The sequence below is a fragment of the Streptomyces sp. Z423-1 genome (genome assembly GCF_013009255.1).
GTDB lineage: Bacteria > Actinomycetota > Actinomycetes > Streptomycetales > Streptomycetaceae > Streptomyces > Streptomyces gossypiisoli.
Window position 1 is genome coordinate 9,065,923 of sequence record NZ_CP053109.1, and the last position, 17,063, is coordinate 9,082,985.

Below are 17,063 nucleotides of genomic sequence, written 5' to 3' on the forward strand. Positions count from 1 at the left end.
CACCATTCTGAGGAGAGGGCGGCGATCATGCGAGCTCACCTCGGCGACCAACTCGTCATCGAAAGCCCGACGACCGGTGCCACCAGGCGCGACGGTGAAATCGTCGGACTCCACCACGAGGACGGAACACCCCCCTACGACGTGCGCTGGTCGGACACGGATGAAGTGACGCTCGTGTTCCCCGGGCCCGACGCACACATCCGCCACGTCGAGCACGAAAAGCCCGGGACCACCTACGGGTCTGCCCAGCCGGACACGGGAGAGGCGGAGACCGTGTCCCGGGCAGCCCCGCCCACCAGGACACCCAACCCCGGCGACATCGGTCGGCGCGTGGCCGTCGAGCGCCACCGGCGTGGGCTCAGCCTGGGGGAAACAGCCCGCCGCGCCCGCCTGTCGCCCGAATACCTGGCGTACCTGGAGGACCAGCCCGCCGACCCGGGCGTGGCGACTCTCATCAGCCTGGCCGACGCGCTGGGTACTACCGTCAGCGCTCTGCGCGGGGGAGGCATCGATCTCCCACCCGGTCAGGGCCACGCGCTGCTGCACCCTCGGCTACGGGATCTCAGCCCGGAGGAGTGCCGCACCCTGCTCTCCACGCACGGCGTGGGGCGCATCGCGGTGTCGACGTCCGACGGCCGCCCCGCGGTCGTCCCGGTCAACTACGACGTCGTGGAGGACGCGATCGTCTTCCGGACCGCGCCCGACTCCGTACCCGCGGCGGCTGTCGGAACGGAGGTGGCCTTCGAGGTCGACCATGTGGACGAGGCGATGAGCCAGGGCTGGAGCGTGCTGGCAGTCGGCCCCGCGAACGTCGTCACGGAGCCCGACGCCGTGCGTGGGCTCGCCCAGCGCGCACACACCGGGCCATGGCCAGGCGGTGCACGCGAGATGTGGGTGTCCATCCGGCCCACACGCCTCACGGGCCGGCGCATCACTCCGGCCGATCAGTAGGCGCCACGGGCCGCCGAAGAGTGGCCCCGTCCCAGCGGACCGCCGACTCGCGAGGGGAGGCTCCAGTGAGCCGACAAGGACCAGCCGACGAGCAGGTGACCGCCCTGGCCCACGCCGCTGCCGCCGCCCCGTCGATGCACAACGCGCAGCCCTGGCTCTTCCGCTACTTCCGGCGCAGCCGCACGTTCGAAATCCGCGCCGACTTCGAGCGCACCATGCCGCACTCCGACCCCGACACCCGCGGCCTGCACATCGGCTGCGGCGCCGCCCTGCTGAACCTGAGAGTCGCAGTGGCCCACGAGGGTTGGTATCCAGAAACCCGGCTGCTGCCCGACCCCACCGACCGGACGCTGGTCGCGAGCGTGCGGCTGACCGGCTCCGCAACCGACGGGAGCGAACTCGGCGCGCTGTATCCCGCGATTCACCAGCGGCACAGCAGCCGTTACCCGTTCGAGGAGAGGGAGATCCCCGATCCCGTGCGGGAGGCTCTCAGCGCAGCCGCTCACGTTGAGGGAGCAACGCTGACCTTCCCGACCTCATGGCATCTGAAGGAGGTGCTGGAACTGGTCCAGGAAGCCGAGGCACGCAACATCACCGACCCGGGCCGCGACCAGGACCTGGCGCGGTGGACTCGTATCGACGCCCCGTCGGTGGGTACCGCCGACGACGGAGTCCCGCACTACGCCTTCGGGCCGCGCAAGCGCGGGGGGCAAGGCCCCCATGCGCGACTTCGCGGGCCCCCGGAGGGTGGCGGGCCGTGACGCCGCGGACTTCGAACGCACTCCTCAGCCGGCCCTGCTCAGTACGAGCCACGACCACCCGGAGGACTGGCTCCGCGCCGGTCAGGCCATGGAACGCGTCCTGCTGCTGGCCACCCTTGAGGGCCTGTCCAGTTCCTTCGCCACCCAGCCCCTCGAATGGACCGACCTGCGCTGGCCGTTGCGCGACCCGGTGTCCGGGACGGGCTACACCCAGATGCTCCTGCGCCTGGGGTACGGCCCCAAAGGACCCGGCACACCGCGCCGCCCGGTGTCGGACGTACTGGATGTCCAGCCCTGACCTGCCATCCAGCCCTGACCCGCCCGAGGGGCCGCAGTCGGCCGGCGGCCGGCTGCGCACACGGTCACTGAGTTGTCCCGGGCTCGTCCCGACCGGCTGACTCGCCGGTGAGTTGGGGCTCGACGTCCACGACGCCTTCCACGGCGCGCACGAGGCGCACGGCGACCGAGATGAGCGAGGTGTCACGGATGTGCCCGCGGAGCGTGACGACTCCCTCGTGCACGTTCACGTGGATGGCGTGGCTGAACGCCGGGAAGAGGTAGGAAACCACGGTGCGGCGGACCTCCTCCTCGATCTCCTCGTCCGGCCGCAGGAAGACCTTCAGCAGGTCGGCGCGGCTGACGATGCCCTGGAGCATGCCGATGTCGTCGACGACGGGCAGCCGCTTGACGTGCCGGACGGCCATGATCCTGGCCGCCTGGGCCAGAGTGGCGTCGGGGTGGACCGTGATCGCGGGGGTGCTCATGAGTTCCTCCGCCGTCACCGCCGCGGCCTTGGCGATGTCGGACAGGCGCCGGCGTTGCTCGAAGAGGCTCGGGTCGCTGTCGTGAAACTCCTCCTTGGGGAGCAGATCGGCCTCGGAGACGACGCCGATGACGCGCCCCTCGCCCTCCAGGACCGGCATGGCACTGACCTTCCACTGCTCCATGGTCCGGACGATCTCCTTGAAGGGGGCGTCGCGGCCCACGGCCACGACCGTCTGGGTCATCACATCGCTCACGATGTGTGGGGTCTCAGGCACCGCAATCCTCCTCGTCTCGCCTTCAGCTCCGGGTGCAGTTCCCCGGCACCGAGGGTCTCGATGACCGCTGCGCGGCGCGCATGAGCTGTTCGCGACGCTCCTTGGTCAGGGCGCCGAAGACGCCGGTCCTGGCAACCACGATCGCCTTCCCTTCACCATGACCTCGAAGCGGAAGCGGGCTCGTATCGGGCCGATGCGACGGCCGTGGCGGCGATGCGAGGAACGGAACCTCGTTGTCCGGCCGCATGACTCCACGATCGTCGCAAATCGGCGCAGTGCAACCTGGGCCGAGGGCCCCCTTCGAGAGCCGGTCCAGGTGTCGCGACGGAACCCATGCGGTGCGACGGTATTGACAGGGCTTGGCTTTCGGCAGTGGTCGGGCAGGAAGGTGGTGGTGACCGTGGAGCTCCCGCTGGTCGTGGGCGTCGACGGATCGGATTCCAGCCTGAAGGCCGTGGACTGGGCGGTGGACGAGGCGGCGCGCCTCGGGCTGTCTCTGCGGCTCGTCTACGCCTCTTTGTGGGAGCGGTACGAGGGCGGCCGCCCGTCCTTCAGCACTGACCGTCCGGCCGAACAGGTCTTGGCCCAGCACATCGCCGCGTCCTGCGCGGAACGCGCCCGGCTGCGCAACCCAGAGGTGAAGGTGTCGAGCGACGTACTGCCCGACGACGCCGTGTCCGTGCTCCTGCACGCGGCTCATGAATCCTTCGCCCTGGTCACGGGCTCCCGTGGCCGCAGTGAGATCGCCGGGATGCTGCTGGGGTCGGTCAGCCTCGCGGTGGCCGCCCGTGCCGTGTGCCCGGTGATCGTGGTTCGCGGCGGGGAGCGGAACCGGCAGGGCGCCTTCGGCCGGGTGGTGGTCGGCCTCGGCGACGCCATGGAGGGCTCGGCCGCCGTGCGGTTCGCCTTCCGCGAGGCCGAGACGCGCGGCTGCAGCCTGCACGCCGTACGGGCCTGGCGCCGCCCCGCCCATGAACACGTGGACCATGCCCTGATCGCGGACGATGCCGCCGGTGCCCACGAGGAGCGCGCCTCCGCCCTCCTCACCGACGCGCTGCGCGTCGCCGTACGGAACCACCCGCAGGTAGAAGTGCATCGTCAGGCGGCCGAAGGCCCCGCCCACAAGGTCCTCCTGGACGCTTCCTCCGACGCCGACCTGGTGGTTGTGGGTGCGCGCAGGCGCCACGGCCATGTCGGTCTGCAGCTCGGCAGGGTCGCCCACGCCCTGCTGCATCACGCCGAGTGCCCGGTGGCCGTCGTTCCCCAACGGGCCTGACCCGACGCGCGTCTCATGCTCCTGCACATTTCGTGAAGGGAGAAGGAGAGGGCGGCGGATGTCGGAGTGGACCTGGGAGTACGAGGGCTACGACCCGGCCGGCGAGCGGCTGCGCGAGTCGTTGTGCACGCTCGGCAACGGCTACTTCGCCACCCGCGGCGCCGTACCAGAGAGCAGGGCGAGCCTGGTGCACTACCCGGCCACCTACGCGGCCGGGGTCTACAACCGCCTGGAGTCGACCGTCGCGGGGCGGCAGGTGGTGAACGAGGACCTTGTGAATCTCCCCAACTGGCTGCTCCTGCGCTTCCGTCTCCGCCTTGCCGACGGATCGGCGGGCCCGTGGTTCTCTCCCGACACGCGTCCGGTGCTCGATTACCGGCACACCCTGGATCTGCGCCGTGGCACGCTGACGCGCATGTTCCGGTTTCGGGACGAGGCGGCAGGCACGCTGAGCGTGGAGCAGATTCGCTTGGTGCACATGGCGGATCCGCACCTGGCCGCACTGCGGACCGTTGTCACAGCCGAGGAATGGTCGGGAGAACTGGAGGTCGAAGCCGTCCTCGACGGCGACGTGATCAACAGCAACGTGCATCGTTACAGGGCCCTCAACCGTCACCACCTGGTCCGTGTACGGACCGGCGCGTCCGCGGCCGACGTGGCGTGGCTGAGCTGCCGCACCAGCACCTCCGACGTCGGCATCGGAATGGCGGCCCGTACGGTCGCGGTTGGGCAGCCGCCCACGTCGTCGGAGCTTCGGCCGTCCCACCACTGTGCCGTACACCGGCTGGTGATACCGATCGCTCCGGGCCGGCCCGCAGTCGTGGACAAGACAGTGGCCCTGCACACCTCCCGTGACCCTGCGATCAGTGACCCGCTCGGCGCGGCGCTCGACCGGGCGGCCACGGCTGCGGGCTTCCCGGCGCTTGTGGACTCCCATGTCGCGGCCTGGGCGCGGTTGTGGCGGGGCGCGGACATCCAGGTGCCCGGGGAGGCGGGCCGTGTCCTGCGCCTGCATCTCTTCCATGTGCTGCAAACACTGTCGCCGCACACCGCGGACCTGGACGTGGGTGTGCCGGCCCGTGGGCTGCACGGCGAGGCGTACCGGGGCCATGTCTTCTGGGACGAGCTGTTCGTACTGCCCTATCTGAACCTGCGTTTCCCGGAGGTCTCGCGGGCCCTGCTCAACTACCGTCACCGACGCCTGCCTCAGGCATGCCGCGCGGCCCACGCGGCGGGCCGGGCCGGGGCGATGTACCCGTGGCAGTCCGGTAGCGACGGCCGTGAGGAGACCCAGCAGCTGCACCTCAACCCCCGTTCCGGCCGGTGGCTGCCGGACTACTCCCGGCTCCAGCACCACGTCGGCTCGGCGATCGCCTACAACGTGTGGCAGTACTGCGAGGCGAGCGGTGACACCGAATACCTGCACACCAAGGGCGCGGAGATGCTGTTGCAGATCGCCCGCTTCTGGGCGGACAGCGCGCAGTTCGCCCCCGGCCTCGGCCGGTACCGCATCCGTGGCGTGGTGGGCCCCGACGAGTACCACGACAGCTACCCCGACGCCGCCCGGCCGGGCCTGGACGACAACACGTACACCAACGTCACCGCCGTCTGGGTCCTCAGTCGCGCCCTGGACCTGGTGCGGCGCCTCCCGGTATGGCGCCGGCAGGAGTTGTTCGAACGCATCGAGCTGGACAGCGGCGAACTCCCGAAGTGGGAGGAGGTCTCCCGGCGCCTGCGGGTGCCGTTCCACCAGGGCGTCATCAGCCAGTTCGACGGCTACGGCGACCTCACCGAGCTGGACTGGGACGCCTACCGCACCCGCTACAACAGCATCCGGCGGCTGGACCGCATCCTCGAGGCCGAGGGCGACACCGTCAACCGCTACCAAGCCTCCAAACAAGCAGACGTCCTGATGCTCGGCTACCTCTTCTCGCCCGCCGAGCTGCGGGATCTGTTCCGCCGTCTCGGGTACGACGTGGACGACGCTGTCTGGCGCAGGACCGTCGACTACTACCTGCAGCGCACCAGCCACGGCTCCACCCTCAGCGGACTCGTTCACGGCCTCGTCCTCGCCCGGGCCAGGCGAGCCGAGGCGTGGAGTTACGTCCAGGAGGCCCTGGAGGCGGACATCGCCGACATCCAGGGCGGCACGACCGGCGAAGGCATCCACCTCGGCGCCATGGCCGGGACCCTGGATCTGGTGCAACGCGGCCTGACGGGACTGGAGACGCGTGAGGACGCCCTCTGGCTGGACCCGGTGCCCCTTCCGGCACTGTCGGAGTACGGGTTCTCCCTGCGCTACCGCGGCCACTGGGGTGTCGGCATACGGCGTCGGAGCGGACAGCTGGAGATCCGGGTGCCCGACTCGGAGGAGTCACCGATCCGCGTGGTGCTGGCCGACCGGGCGGTGACCGTCGCGCCCGGAGAGACCTGCACGCTGGTGCTGCCGGGGAGCTGATCCGCGCAGACGGGCGTGCCGACCTCGGCGTCCGCGACAGTGCCACATCGCACCCGGCGAGGGCTGGCTCCGCCTGGTCTCCCGTTGGAAGCCCTCGTCGGCTTCGCCCTCCTGACGGCCACTGTCTCCTGGGTGCAGGGAGATCTCCCCGGCGCTGACCCGCAGGAGGGTCCGGGCCATCCGGCTGGCGCTGCTGCGCGGCTACCTCGCCGCCATCCTCGACCAGCGTTCCCTCGATACGGGCGGACCGCCGTCGGAGGTCTTCGCCGCGTACGCCGCCGACCATGGTCGCGGCCGCGCGCGGCCGAGCAAAGGTGCACGCTGGGAAGGCGGGAGTCCGTTCCTCGGGGCGGTGGCCGGGCACATGAGGGGAGCAGCTGATGGCACCCGACGCACAGCACCGTCCGGACGAGGCTTTGCCACGGACGTGAACCGGCGCGAAGGGAGTCAGAAGCCCACCGCGGAGGTCGAACGGCTCCGGTCGCGGGGCACGACTTCCGCCACTGGGCTGTCGTCGGACGAGGCCGCGCGGCGGCTGGCGCTGCACGGGCCCAATGAGATCCCCTCGGAGCCGCGTACCCCGGTGTGGCGGCGGGTGCTGCAGCAACTGCGCGATCCGCTGATCCTCGTCCTGCTCGGCGCTGCCGCCCTGACGATCGCCACCGGCGATCTCTCCGACGCCGCCGTGATCCTGCTCGTGATCACCGTGAACACGGTCGTCGGCGTCGTGCAGGAGGTACGGGCGGAAGAGGCGGTGATGGCCCTGTCCGCGATGAGTGCCCCGGCCGCCAGGGTGGTGCGGGGCGGCGAGGAACGTTCCATCCCGTCGGCCGAAGTGGTGCCGGGCGACCTGGTCCTGGTGGCCGAGGGAGACATCGTCCCCGCGGACGCGGACGTGCTGGACGGGGCGTCGCTGCTGGCGGACGAGTCCTCCCTGACAGGCGAGTCCGTTCCCGTGGAGAAGGTGCCCGACACGGACACCTCGCGAGGTGCTGTGTCGGCGGGCACGGTCATCGTCCGCGGCCACGGCCGTGTCGTGGTCACCGCCACCGGGGCCGACAGTGCGCTCGGCCGGATCGCCTCCCTGATGGGCGCCGCGCCCGGCCTGACTCCGCTGCAGCACCGGCTGGCCAGGTTCGGCCGGGTGCTGGCGGCGGCCATTGTGGCGCTGTGCGCGGTGGTCCTCGCTCTCGGGCTGGTGCGCGGACAGCCCGTGGAGCTGATGATCGTGGCGGCGATCAGCCTCGCCGTCGCCGCCGTTCCGGAGTCCCTGCCGGCCGTGGTGACGCTTTCCCTCGCCCTGGGAGCGCGGCGCATGGCGGAGCGGCACGCCATCGTCCGGCGACTGCCCGCCGTGGAGACCCTGGGCTCGGTGACCGTGATTGCCACCGACAAGACCGGCACCCTGACCGAGGGCCGGATGGCGGCCGAACACCTGTGGACGCCACGCGGGGAAGCCGCGGTGGTGGGTACGGGCTACGAACCCGAGGGCCGGGTCGTCCGCGACGGCGCGACGGTGACCGCGGACGACGCGCCTGACCTGGCGGCATTGCTGCGCGTCGCGGTGCTCTGCAACGACGCGGCGCTGGAGCCTCCACCGGACCGCTCCATGGAATGGAGTGCCCTGGGCGATCCCACGGAGGCCGCGCTGCTGGTGGCCGGAGCCCGTCTCGGGCTGGACCGGGCGGCGCTGGACCGCGAGCTGCCGCGCGTGGAGGAGATTCCGTTCAACAGCGACCGCAAGCGCATGACGACCGTGCACCACCGACCGGAGGGCGGGGTGCTGGTCGCGTGCAAGGGAGCGCCGGAGTCCCTGCTCCGGCCGCAGGTCCTGGCCGACGGTCCGGACCTGCTCGCCCGGGCGGCGGCTCAGGCGGAGGTACTGGCGCGTGACGGGTACCGGGTGCTCGCCGTCGCGTCGGCCGACCACGAGGAGGCGTTGGAACCGTCCGAGACATGGGAGTCGGGCCTGTCGCTGCTCGGCCTTGTCGGCATCCTGGACCCGCCCCGCGCCGCTTCCGAGCCGTCGATCGCCGCCTGCAAACGCGCCGGCATCGTCCCTGTACTCATCACCGGTGACCATCCGCTGACCGCACGGGCCGTGGCGGAGCGCCTCGGCATTGCCTCCCGGGAGGAGGAGGTCACCACCGGGCAACGGATCCGGGAAGGCACGGCGGGCGAGCTGACCGACGTACGCGTCTACGCCCGGACCACCCCCGAGCAGAAGCTGGACATCGTCCAGGCGTGGCGCGGGGCCGGGCACGTGGTGGCGATGACGGGGGACGGCGTCAACGACGGCCCGGCCCTGCGCCGCGCCGACATCGGCGTCGCCATGGGCAAGCGCGGCACCGAGGTGGCACGCCAGGCGGCCGACCTGGTACTCGCCGACGACAACCCGGCCACCATCGTGTCCGCCGTTGAGGAGGGGCGCCGGGTCTACGCGAACGTACGCCGGTTCCTGCTCTACGGGCTCGCCGGAGGAACCGCGGAGATCCTCGTGATGCTCCTCGGCCCTTTCCTGGGGATGCCGCTGCCGCTGCTGCCGGCACAGATCCTGTGGATCAACCTGCTCACGCATGGCCTGCCCGGTGTCGCGCTGGGTGCGGAGCCCGTCGCCCCGGAAGCGATGCGCCATCCGCCCCGGCCGCCCGCGGAGAGCGTGCTGGGCGCCGGCCTGTGGCCGCGCATCCTGCTCATGGGCGCCTTCGTCGCCACCGTGTCCCTGGTGGCCGGCGTGTGGGCCCGTGAGACGGGCCGCCCGTGGCAGTCCATGATCTTCCTGGTTCTCGGTGCGACCCAGCTGGGCGTTGCCCTGGGCTCCCGCGCGCGTCCGGGAAGCCTGGCCAACCCGTTCCTGCTGGTGGCCGTGGGTGCGGCCTTGGGTCTCCAGGCGGCCGGTGTCTATCTGCCCCCTCTCCGGGACCTGTTGGGCACAGAGCTGCTGTCGCTCGGGGACCTGGCGATCGCCTGCGTGTTGTCCGGCCTCGGCCATGTGGTCATGCGTTTGCAGGCACGGCTGTGGCCGGAGCGGCAGCCGCGCGCCGCCTTGGCCGATGGCAGCGATCCGGGTGGTCGGCGTTCCCGTTCCGCCCGGGCAAAGGGGCTCCGCTGAAGGAGTCATGTGCCTCGCCCGCGTACATCCGGGCGCAGGGCATGGTGCCGGACCACGGTCGCGGTGAAAGCACAGGTGGCGGCAGCGGTGAGGGCCAGGAGCAGGTATCCCCAAGTGTAGTCGTCGGCGATGCTGTATACCGCGCCCATGACCAGGGGCGGGAAGAAGCCGCCCAGTCCGCCGGCGGCGCCGACGAGGCCGGTGACCGATCCGACCTGGTCGGCGGGTACGAGGCGGGCGACGAGGGCGAATACGGCGCCCGATCCGGTTCCCAGGGCTGCGGCCATGCCGAGGAAGGTCAGTGTGGCGATCGGGATCAGGGCGAGTTCGAGGGAGGCGAGGAGGGCGAGTGCGGCGATGGCGGCGTACGCCCCGATGAGCACGGGGACGGGGTGGAGCCGGTCGGAGAGCCAGCCGCCCACCGGGCGCGCGGCGACCGCGAGGACGATGAAGCCGGCGGTGCGCAGGGCGGCGTCGGAGCGCCCGAGAGCGTAGGCGGTGGTGAGATAGGTGGGCAGGTAGACGCTGAAGGCGACGAACCCTCCGAAGGCCATGGCGTAGAGGAAGGCCAGCTGCCAGGCGGTGGGCATCCGCAGGGTGGCGGTGGTGCGCGCGAGCAGCGAGCCGGCCGGGATGGCGCGTTCGGGCCGGTCGCGCAGGAGGAAGTGCGCGGTGACGGCGTAGAGGGCCAGGATGACGGCGACGAGGGTAAAGGGAAAGCTCCGGTCGACGGCATCGGCCAGCTGCACGGTGGTGAACGCCGAGATGGCGGTGCCGCCCGTTCCGATACCGAAGATGCCGAGCGCCAGGCCGCGCCGTTCGGGTGGGTACCAGGCGTTGACGAACGGGACGCCGACGGCGAACGTGGTGCCGCCCAGCCCGAGGAAGAAGCCACCGATGAGGAACTCGGCCAGGGAGTCGGCCAGATGGCCCAGGTAGAGAACGGGCAGGACGGTCAGGGCGGTGACGAGGGGAAACATCCGGTGGGCGCCGACGCGGTCGGTCAGGGCTCCGACCGGGATCCGGCCGAGCGAGCCGACGACGACCGGCACGGCCACGACCAGGGACTGCTGGAACGAGCTGAGGCCCAGGTCCTCGCGGAGCGTCGGGCCGAGAGGCCCCAGCAGAGCCCACGCCCAGAAGCCGGCCATGAACCCGGCCGTGGCCAGAGCCAGCATGCGCGCCGGCTGCGCGGAACGGCTCACCGGCTCCTCCTCTCCTCGCACACCGGCGACGCACCAGCCATGGTGGGCGGGGGGCCGGGAGCTGGGTGAGGGGCTGTATGGCCCAGGGCCGGGGACGTACGGCCCCTGACCCTCCCGTATGCGGTGCGGGTGTACTTGTGGCCACAGGGCACTCTGCTTCCCTGAACCGGCAAAAAATGTCGCATAACGGTAATTTTGCGATGCAGGGTGTCCCTCAAGCCCTCCCAACAGTGAGGTGACGGTCGTGGCGGACAGCGGGGCCGCAGCCGGTGGAGTGGCCGCGGACGCGCTGCTGAGCGCAGGGCGGTTCTTCACGCGGCGGGAGGCCACTTCGGATCTGCGGGCGGTCTTCCTTGAGGGTGGCCGCGAGGGCGATGCCTTCTACCGGGACCGGTGGAGCCACGACAAGGTGGTGCGTTCCACTCATGGGGTGAACTGCACGGGCTCGTGTTCGTGGAAGGTGTACGTCAAGGACGGGATCATCACCTGGGAGAGCCAGGAGACCGACTACCCGTCGGTCGGGCCGGATTCCCCGGAGTACGAGCCGCGGGGCTGCCCGCGAGGGGCGGCCTTCTCCTGGTACACGTACTCGCCGACGCGCGTGCGTTTCCCCTACGCTCGCGGAGCCCTCGTGGAGATGTACCGGGAGGCCAGGGCGCGGCTGGGTGACCCGGTGCTGGCGTGGGCCGACATCCAGTCCGATCCGGAGCGCCGCCGCCGCTACCAGCGGGCGAGGGGCAAGGGCGGCCATGTACGGGTCTCGTGGGACGAGGCGGTCGAGATCGTGGCTGCGGCGCATGTGCATGCGATCAAGCGGTGGGGGCCCGACCGCATCGCCGGTTTCTCGCCGATCCCGGCGATGTCGATGGTGTCGCACGCGATCGGAGCACGGTTCATCGAGCTGATCGGCGGGTGCATGACGTCGTTCTACGACTGGTACGCCGATCTGCCGGTCGCCTCCCCGCAGGTGTTCGGGGACCAGACCGATGTGCCGGAGTCCGGCGACTGGTGGAACGCGGCTTACCTGATCATGTGGGGCTCGAACGTGCCGGTTACCCGCACCCCGGACGCGCACTGGATGGCCGAGGCCCGCTATCGGGGCCAGAAGGTCGTCGTGGTCTCGCCGGACTACGCCGACCACACGAAGTTCGCCGACGTGTGGCTGCCCGCCCAGCCCGGCACCGACGGGGCGCTGGCGATGGCCATGGGGCATGTGATCCTTTCCGAGTGCTTTGTCGAGCGGCGGGTGCCGTTCTTCGTCGACTACGTGCGGCAGTACACCGACCTGCCGTTTCTGGTGACCCTGGACGAGCACGACGGCGGCCTTGTGCCGGGGAGGTTCCTGCGCGCATCCGACCTGGGCGACACGGGCGAAGGCGCCGAGTGGAAGACGGTGCTCGTCGACGGCCGTACGGGCAGGCCGGTCGTGCCGGGAGGCACCCTGGGCGAGCGGTGGACCGGCTCCGGTGAGGGCCGGTGGAACCTCGGTCTCGGTGAGGTGGCGCCCCAGTTGACCCTGCTCGGCGAAGGGGCGGAGGCGGTCGAGGTGCTGTTGCCGCGCTTCGACACGGCCGAGGCAAGCGGGGCGGTGCTGCGCCGGGGCGTGCCGGCGCGCCGTGTCGCGGGCCGTCTGGTGACCACGGTTTTCGACCTGATGCTCGCGCAGTACGGCGTGCGCCGCGACGGCCTGCCCGGCCAGTGGCCGACCGGATACGACGACGCCGACGCGCCGTACACGCCCGCATGGCAGGAGCGGCTGACCTCCGTGCCGACTGCGGCGGCGGTCCGGGTGGCGCGGGAGTTGGCGCGCAACTCCGAGCGGTCCGGGGGCCGCACGATGATCATCATGGGTGCGGGGATCTGCCAGTGGTTCCACGGAGACGCGACCTACCGGGCGATCCTGGCCCTGCTCATGCTCACCGGTGCGATGGGGCGCAACGGCGGCGGGTGGGCGCACTACGTGGGCCAGGAGAAGTGCCGTCCCTTCACCGGCTGGTCCACGCTGGCCATGGCGGCGGACTGGCAGCGCCCGCCTCGGCAGGCGATCGGCACGGCGTACTGGTACACCCACACCGACCAGTGGCGCTACGACGGCTACCGCGCCGACGCGCTCACCTCGCCCCTGGCCCGGGGCGACCTGGCGGGGCTGCACACCGCTGACACGCTCGCGCTGGCGACGCGGCTCGGCTGGATGCCCTCCTACCCGCAGTTCGACCGCAACCCGCTGGACCTCGCCGACGAGGCCGCGGCCAGTGGAGAGGAGACGCCGGCGTACATCGCCCGCAAGCTGGCGGCGGGGGAACTCGGCTGGTCCTGCGAGGACCCGGACGCACCGGAGAACTGGCCGCGCTGCCTGACCCTGTGGCGGGCCAATCTGCTCGGTTCCTCGGCCAAGGGCAACGAGTACTTTCTCAAGCACCTGCTCGGTACGCACTCCACTCTGCGGGCGGACGAGACCCCGCCCGACCGTCGCCCCCGCGACGTGACCTGGCACCACGAGGCACCCGAGGGAAAGCTGGACCTGCTGCTGGCGCTGGATTTCCGCATGACCAGCTCCACCCTGCTCGCCGACGTGGTCCTGCCCGCCGCCACCTGGTACGAGAAACACGATCTGTCCTCGACGGACATGCACCCCTACGTGCACGCGTTCACGCCCGCCATCGACCCGCCCTGGGAGACCCGCTCGGACTTCGCCGCCTTCGCCGCCATCGCCCGCCGCTTCAGCGACCTGGCCCGTGACCACCTCGGCGTGCGCAGCGACCTCGTGGCCACAGCGTTGCAGCACGACACACCGGGCGAGACCGCGCAGCCCCTGGGCGCGATCCGGGACTGGCGCGACGCCCACACCACCCCCGTGCCCGGGCGGACCATGCCGACCCTCACCGTCGTGGAACGCGACTACGGCGCGGTCGCCGACAAACTCGCCGCCCTCGGCCCGCTCACCGAACGCCTGGGGCTGATCACCAAGGGCGTCACCTACCACCCGGGCGAGGAGGTCGAGCAGCTGGCCCGGGTGAACGGGGTGATGCTCGGCGGAGCGGGCGACGGGCGGCCCGCCCTGGACACGGACGCCAAGATGGCCGAGGCCGTCCTCGCCCTGTCCGCCACCACCAACGGCCGCCTCGCCGTGCAGGGCTTCCGCAGCGCCGAACGGAGGGTGGGGCGACCACTGGCGCACCTGGCCGAGGGCAGCGAGGAGCGCCGTATCACCTTCGCCGACACCCAGGCCCACCCCGTCCCCGTCCTCACCAGCCCGGAGTGGTCCGGCAGCGAGACTGGCGGACGGCGCTACGCCCCCTTCACCACCAACGTCGAACAACTCAAACCCTGGCACACCCTCACCGGGCGGATGCACTTCCTCCTCGACCACGACTGGATGCACGAGTTCGGAGAGACCCTGCCCGTCTACCGGCCGCCGCTGGACATGCACCGGCTCTTCGGCGAACCCCAGCTGGGCCCGGACGGCGAACGTCAGGTCAGCGTCCGCTATCTGACCCCGCACTCGAAATGGTCGATCCACTCCGAGTACCAGGACAACCTGCTGATGCTCACCCTGTCCCGGGGCGGGCCGACGGTGTGGATGAGCCCCGAGGACGCGGCGGCCATCGGAGTGCGGGACAACGACTGGGTCGAGGCGGTCAACCGCAACGGGGTGATGGTGCTCCGCGCGATCGTCTCGCACCGGATGCCGGCCGGGACGGTGTACGTCCACCACGCCCAGGAGCGGGTGGTGAACGTCCCGCTCGCCGAGACGAGCGGACGGCGCGGCGGCATCCACAACTCCCTGACCCGCATCCTGATCAAGCCGACGCATCTCATTGGCGGCTACGCCCAGCTCTCCTTCGCCTTCAACTACCTCGGCCCCACCGGCAATCAGCGTGACGAGGTCACCGTCATTCGTCGCCGCTCGCAGGAGGTGACGTACGGATGACCCGTGGCGGAGACACCATTGGACGCTGCATGGGCCAGCTGGCGATGGTGATGAACCTCGACAAGTGCATCGGCTGCCACACCTGCTCGGTCACCTGCAAGCAGGCGTGGACCAACCGCAGCGGCACGGAGTACGTCTGGTTCAACAACGTCGAGACCCGGCCCGGCCAGGGCTACCCGCGCCGCTACGAGGACCAGGACAGGTGGCGGGGCGGCTGGATCCGTACCCGAGGCGGACGGCTGAAGCTCAGGGCCGGCGGGCGGCTGCGCAAGCTGCTGACCATCTTCGCCAACCCGGTGCTGCCCAACATCCGCGACTACTACGAGCCGTGGACGTACGACTACGAGAACCTCACCGCCGCGCCGCTCGGTGAGGACTTCCCCGTCGCGCGGCCCAAGTCGCTGATCTCCGGTGAGCCGATGTCGGTGGAGTGGAGCGCGAACTGGGACGACAGCCTCGGCGGCGGGGCGGAGACCGCCGACCGCGACCCGGTCGTCGAACGCCTGCGCCGCGAGGCCGAGGACACGGTCCGGTTCGCCTTCGAGCAGGCGTTCATGTTCTACCTGCCGCGGATCTGCGAGCACTGCCTCAACCCCTCGTGCGTCGCCTCCTGCCCGTCCGGGGCGCTGTACAAGCGCTCCGAGGACGGCATCGTGCTGGTCGACCAGGACCGCTGCCGCGGCTGGCGGATGTGTGTGACCGGTTGCCCGTACAAGAAGGTCTACTTCAACCACCGCACCGGCAAGGCCGAGAAGTGCCACTTCTGTTACCCCCGCGTCGAGGTCGGCCTGCCCACCGTGTGCTCGGAGACCTGCGTGGGCCGCCTGCGCTACCTCGGCCTGGTCCTCTACGACGCCGACCGCGTAGGCCGGGCCGCCTCCGTCGGGGACGAGAAAGACCTGTACCAGGCCCAGCTCGATCTGTTCCTCGACCCGACTGACCCGAACGTGATCGCAGCGGCACGGCGCGACGGCATCCCGGAGGACTGGCTGGAGGCCGCCCGCCGCTCTCCCGTCTACGCCCTGGCCAAGACCCACCGGGTGGCGCTGCCGCTGCACCCGGAGTTCCGCACCCTGCCCATGGTCTGGTACATCCCGCCGCTGTCCCCGGTCGTCGAGGCGCTGACGAGCACCGGCCACGACGGCGAGGACCTCGACAACCTCTTCGGCGCCATCGACACTCTGCGCATCCCTCTCGCATACCTCGCCGAACTGTTCACCGCCGGTGACCCCGAACCGGTGCAGCAGGTACTGCGGCGGCTGTCCGCCATGCGCTCCTACATGCGGGCCATCAACCTCGGCGACTCACCCGACGAATCGATCGCCACGGCGGCCGGCACGAGCGGCGCCGAGATCACCGCGCTGTACCGGCTGCTCGCCGTGGCCAAGTACCACGACCGCTATGTGATCCCCACCGCCCATGAGGCAGAGGGACGGCGGCTGGAGGAGACCGCTTGCAGCCTCGACTTCGAAGGTGGCCCCGGCATGTACGGCAGCGGCCCGTTCGGCGAGGCGTCCGGAGAGCCGGTCCCGGTCTCCGTCGAAACCTTCCACGCCCTCAAGGAGCGGCAGACCGGCGGTGGAATCGCCGACCCGGAACGCCCCGGCGCACGGATCAACCTGCTCAACTGGGACGGCAAGGGCCACCCCGAAGGACTCTTCCCACCCAGGCACCCGCAGCATCGGGAGGAGCCGTGACCACCGACCACGACGCCGCCGCGGTGATCTGCCAGGCGGCCTCGATCCTGCTGCAGTACCCCGACGAAGCCGTCCGCGAGCGCATCCCGCTGGTGACGCAGGCCGTATCCGCTCTGCCGTCCGGACCCGCACCGACGGCGCTCACCGGCCTCCTCGACCACCTCGCCGCCACCCCGCCGCGCGCGGCGGCCGAACGCTACGTGGCCACCTTCGACCGGCGCCGTCGCTGCTGCCTGTACCTGACATGGTGGACCGATGGCGAGACCCGCCGCCGCGGCCACTCCCTGGCCGCCCTCAAGTCCCGCTACCGCCGCGCCGGACTCGAACCCGGCACCCGCGAACTGCCGGACTTCCTGCCGCTCGTCCTCGAATACGCCGCCACCGGCGACCTGTCCGACGGCCTCACCCTGCTCCAGGAGCATCGCGCCGGCATCGAACTGCTCCGCCTCGCCCTGCGCGACATCGACTCGCCGTACACGGGCGCGGTGGAGGCGGTGTGCACCCTGCTGCCCGGCCCCTCGCCCCAGGACCGCGCCGCCGCACAGCGACTGGCCCGCACCGGCCCACCCGCCGAGACCGTCGGCCTGGAACCGTACGCCGCGGCACCGCCCGGAGGTGGTCTCCGGTGAACA

Annotated in this window: 9 protein-coding genes and 1 pseudogene; 8 read left to right on the top strand and 2 right to left on the bottom strand. The window is 71.1% G+C overall.

Annotation, left to right across the window (positions count from 1 at the left end; genetic code table 11):
• The first annotated feature begins 27 nt into the window (after nucleotides 1-27).
• Nucleotides 28-951, top strand: coding sequence for a DUF1918 domain-containing protein (locus HJD23_RS41280; RefSeq protein WP_171113529.1), 924 nt, complete (start codon nucleotides 28-30; stop codon nucleotides 949-951).
• Nucleotides 952-1,085: 134 nt separating this feature from the next.
• A pseudogene (locus HJD23_RS41285) lies at nucleotides 1,086-2,010 on the top strand (nitroreductase family protein).
• Nucleotides 2,011-2,074: 64 nt separating this feature from the next.
• Here HJD23_RS41285 and HJD23_RS41290 read toward each other — a convergent pair.
• Nucleotides 2,075-2,752, bottom strand: a complete 678-nt coding sequence (locus HJD23_RS41290; RefSeq protein WP_171109566.1) for a CBS domain-containing protein — start codon at nucleotides 2,750-2,752, stop codon at nucleotides 2,075-2,077.
• 400 nt (nucleotides 2,753-3,152) lie between these two features.
• On the opposite strand from HJD23_RS41290, the gene HJD23_RS41295 reads away from it, so the two are divergent.
• From HJD23_RS41295 to HJD23_RS41305, 3 genes are all read left to right on the top strand, one after another.
• Complete coding sequence (locus HJD23_RS41295) at nucleotides 3,153-4,028, top strand: universal stress protein (RefSeq protein ID WP_171111633.1); 876 nt, start codon at nucleotides 3,153-3,155, stop codon at nucleotides 4,026-4,028.
• A gap of 58 nt (nucleotides 4,029-4,086) precedes the next feature.
• Nucleotides 4,087-6,486, top strand: coding sequence for a glycoside hydrolase family 65 protein (locus HJD23_RS41300; RefSeq protein WP_171109882.1), 2,400 nt, complete (start codon nucleotides 4,087-4,089; stop codon nucleotides 6,484-6,486).
• A gap of 427 nt (nucleotides 6,487-6,913) precedes the next feature.
• Nucleotides 6,914-9,598, top strand: coding sequence for a cation-translocating P-type ATPase (locus HJD23_RS41305; protein ID WP_206352710.1), 2,685 nt, complete (start codon nucleotides 6,914-6,916; stop codon nucleotides 9,596-9,598).
• A gap of 5 nt (nucleotides 9,599-9,603) precedes the next feature.
• Here HJD23_RS41305 and HJD23_RS41310 read toward each other — a convergent pair whose 3' ends face one another.
• A complete protein-coding gene (locus HJD23_RS41310) occupies nucleotides 9,604-10,776 on the bottom strand; it encodes an MFS transporter (RefSeq protein ID WP_171111632.1) in 1,173 nt (390 codons plus the stop codon).
• A 271-nt stretch (nucleotides 10,777-11,047) separates the two neighbouring features.
• On the opposite strand from HJD23_RS41310, the gene HJD23_RS41315 reads away from it, so the two are divergent.
• Genes HJD23_RS41315 through narJ form a run of 3 tightly spaced genes read left to right on the top strand, consistent with a single transcriptional unit; the run spans nucleotide 11,048 to nucleotide 17,060 of the window.
• On the top strand, nucleotides 11,048-14,734 hold the full coding sequence (locus tag HJD23_RS41315; RefSeq protein WP_171109880.1) for a nitrate reductase subunit alpha: 3,687 nt from the start codon (nucleotides 11,048-11,050) through the stop codon (nucleotides 14,732-14,734).
• Nucleotides 14,731-16,431 carry a nitrate reductase subunit beta gene (gene narH / locus HJD23_RS41320; protein WP_171109879.1) on the top strand — a complete coding sequence of 567 codons (1,701 nt, stop codon included), beginning with the start codon at nucleotides 14,731-14,733 and terminating at the stop codon, nucleotides 16,429-16,431. The genes HJD23_RS41315 and narH overlap by 4 nt, the downstream gene beginning before the upstream one ends.
• Entirely contained in the window at nucleotides 16,428-17,060 is a 633-nt protein-coding gene (narJ, locus tag HJD23_RS41325; protein ID WP_171109878.1) for a nitrate reductase molybdenum cofactor assembly chaperone, read from the top strand. Before narH ends, narJ begins: the two co-directional genes overlap by 4 nt.
• Nucleotides 17,061-17,063 lie beyond the last annotated feature (3 nt).

Coding starts and splice junctions, on each gene's coding strand:
- HJD23_RS41310 (WP_171111632.1), bottom strand. CDS start 10,776: ATGCTGGCTCTGGCCACGGCCGGGTTCATGGCCGGCTTCTGGGCGTGG.
- narH (WP_171109879.1), top strand. CDS start 14,731: ATGACCCGTGGCGGAGACACCATTGGACGCTGCATGGGCCAGCTGGCG.
- HJD23_RS41300 (WP_171109882.1), top strand. CDS start 4,087: ATGTCGGAGTGGACCTGGGAGTACGAGGGCTACGACCCGGCCGGCGAG.
- HJD23_RS41280 (WP_171113529.1), top strand. CDS start 28: ATGCGAGCTCACCTCGGCGACCAACTCGTCATCGAAAGCCCGACGACC.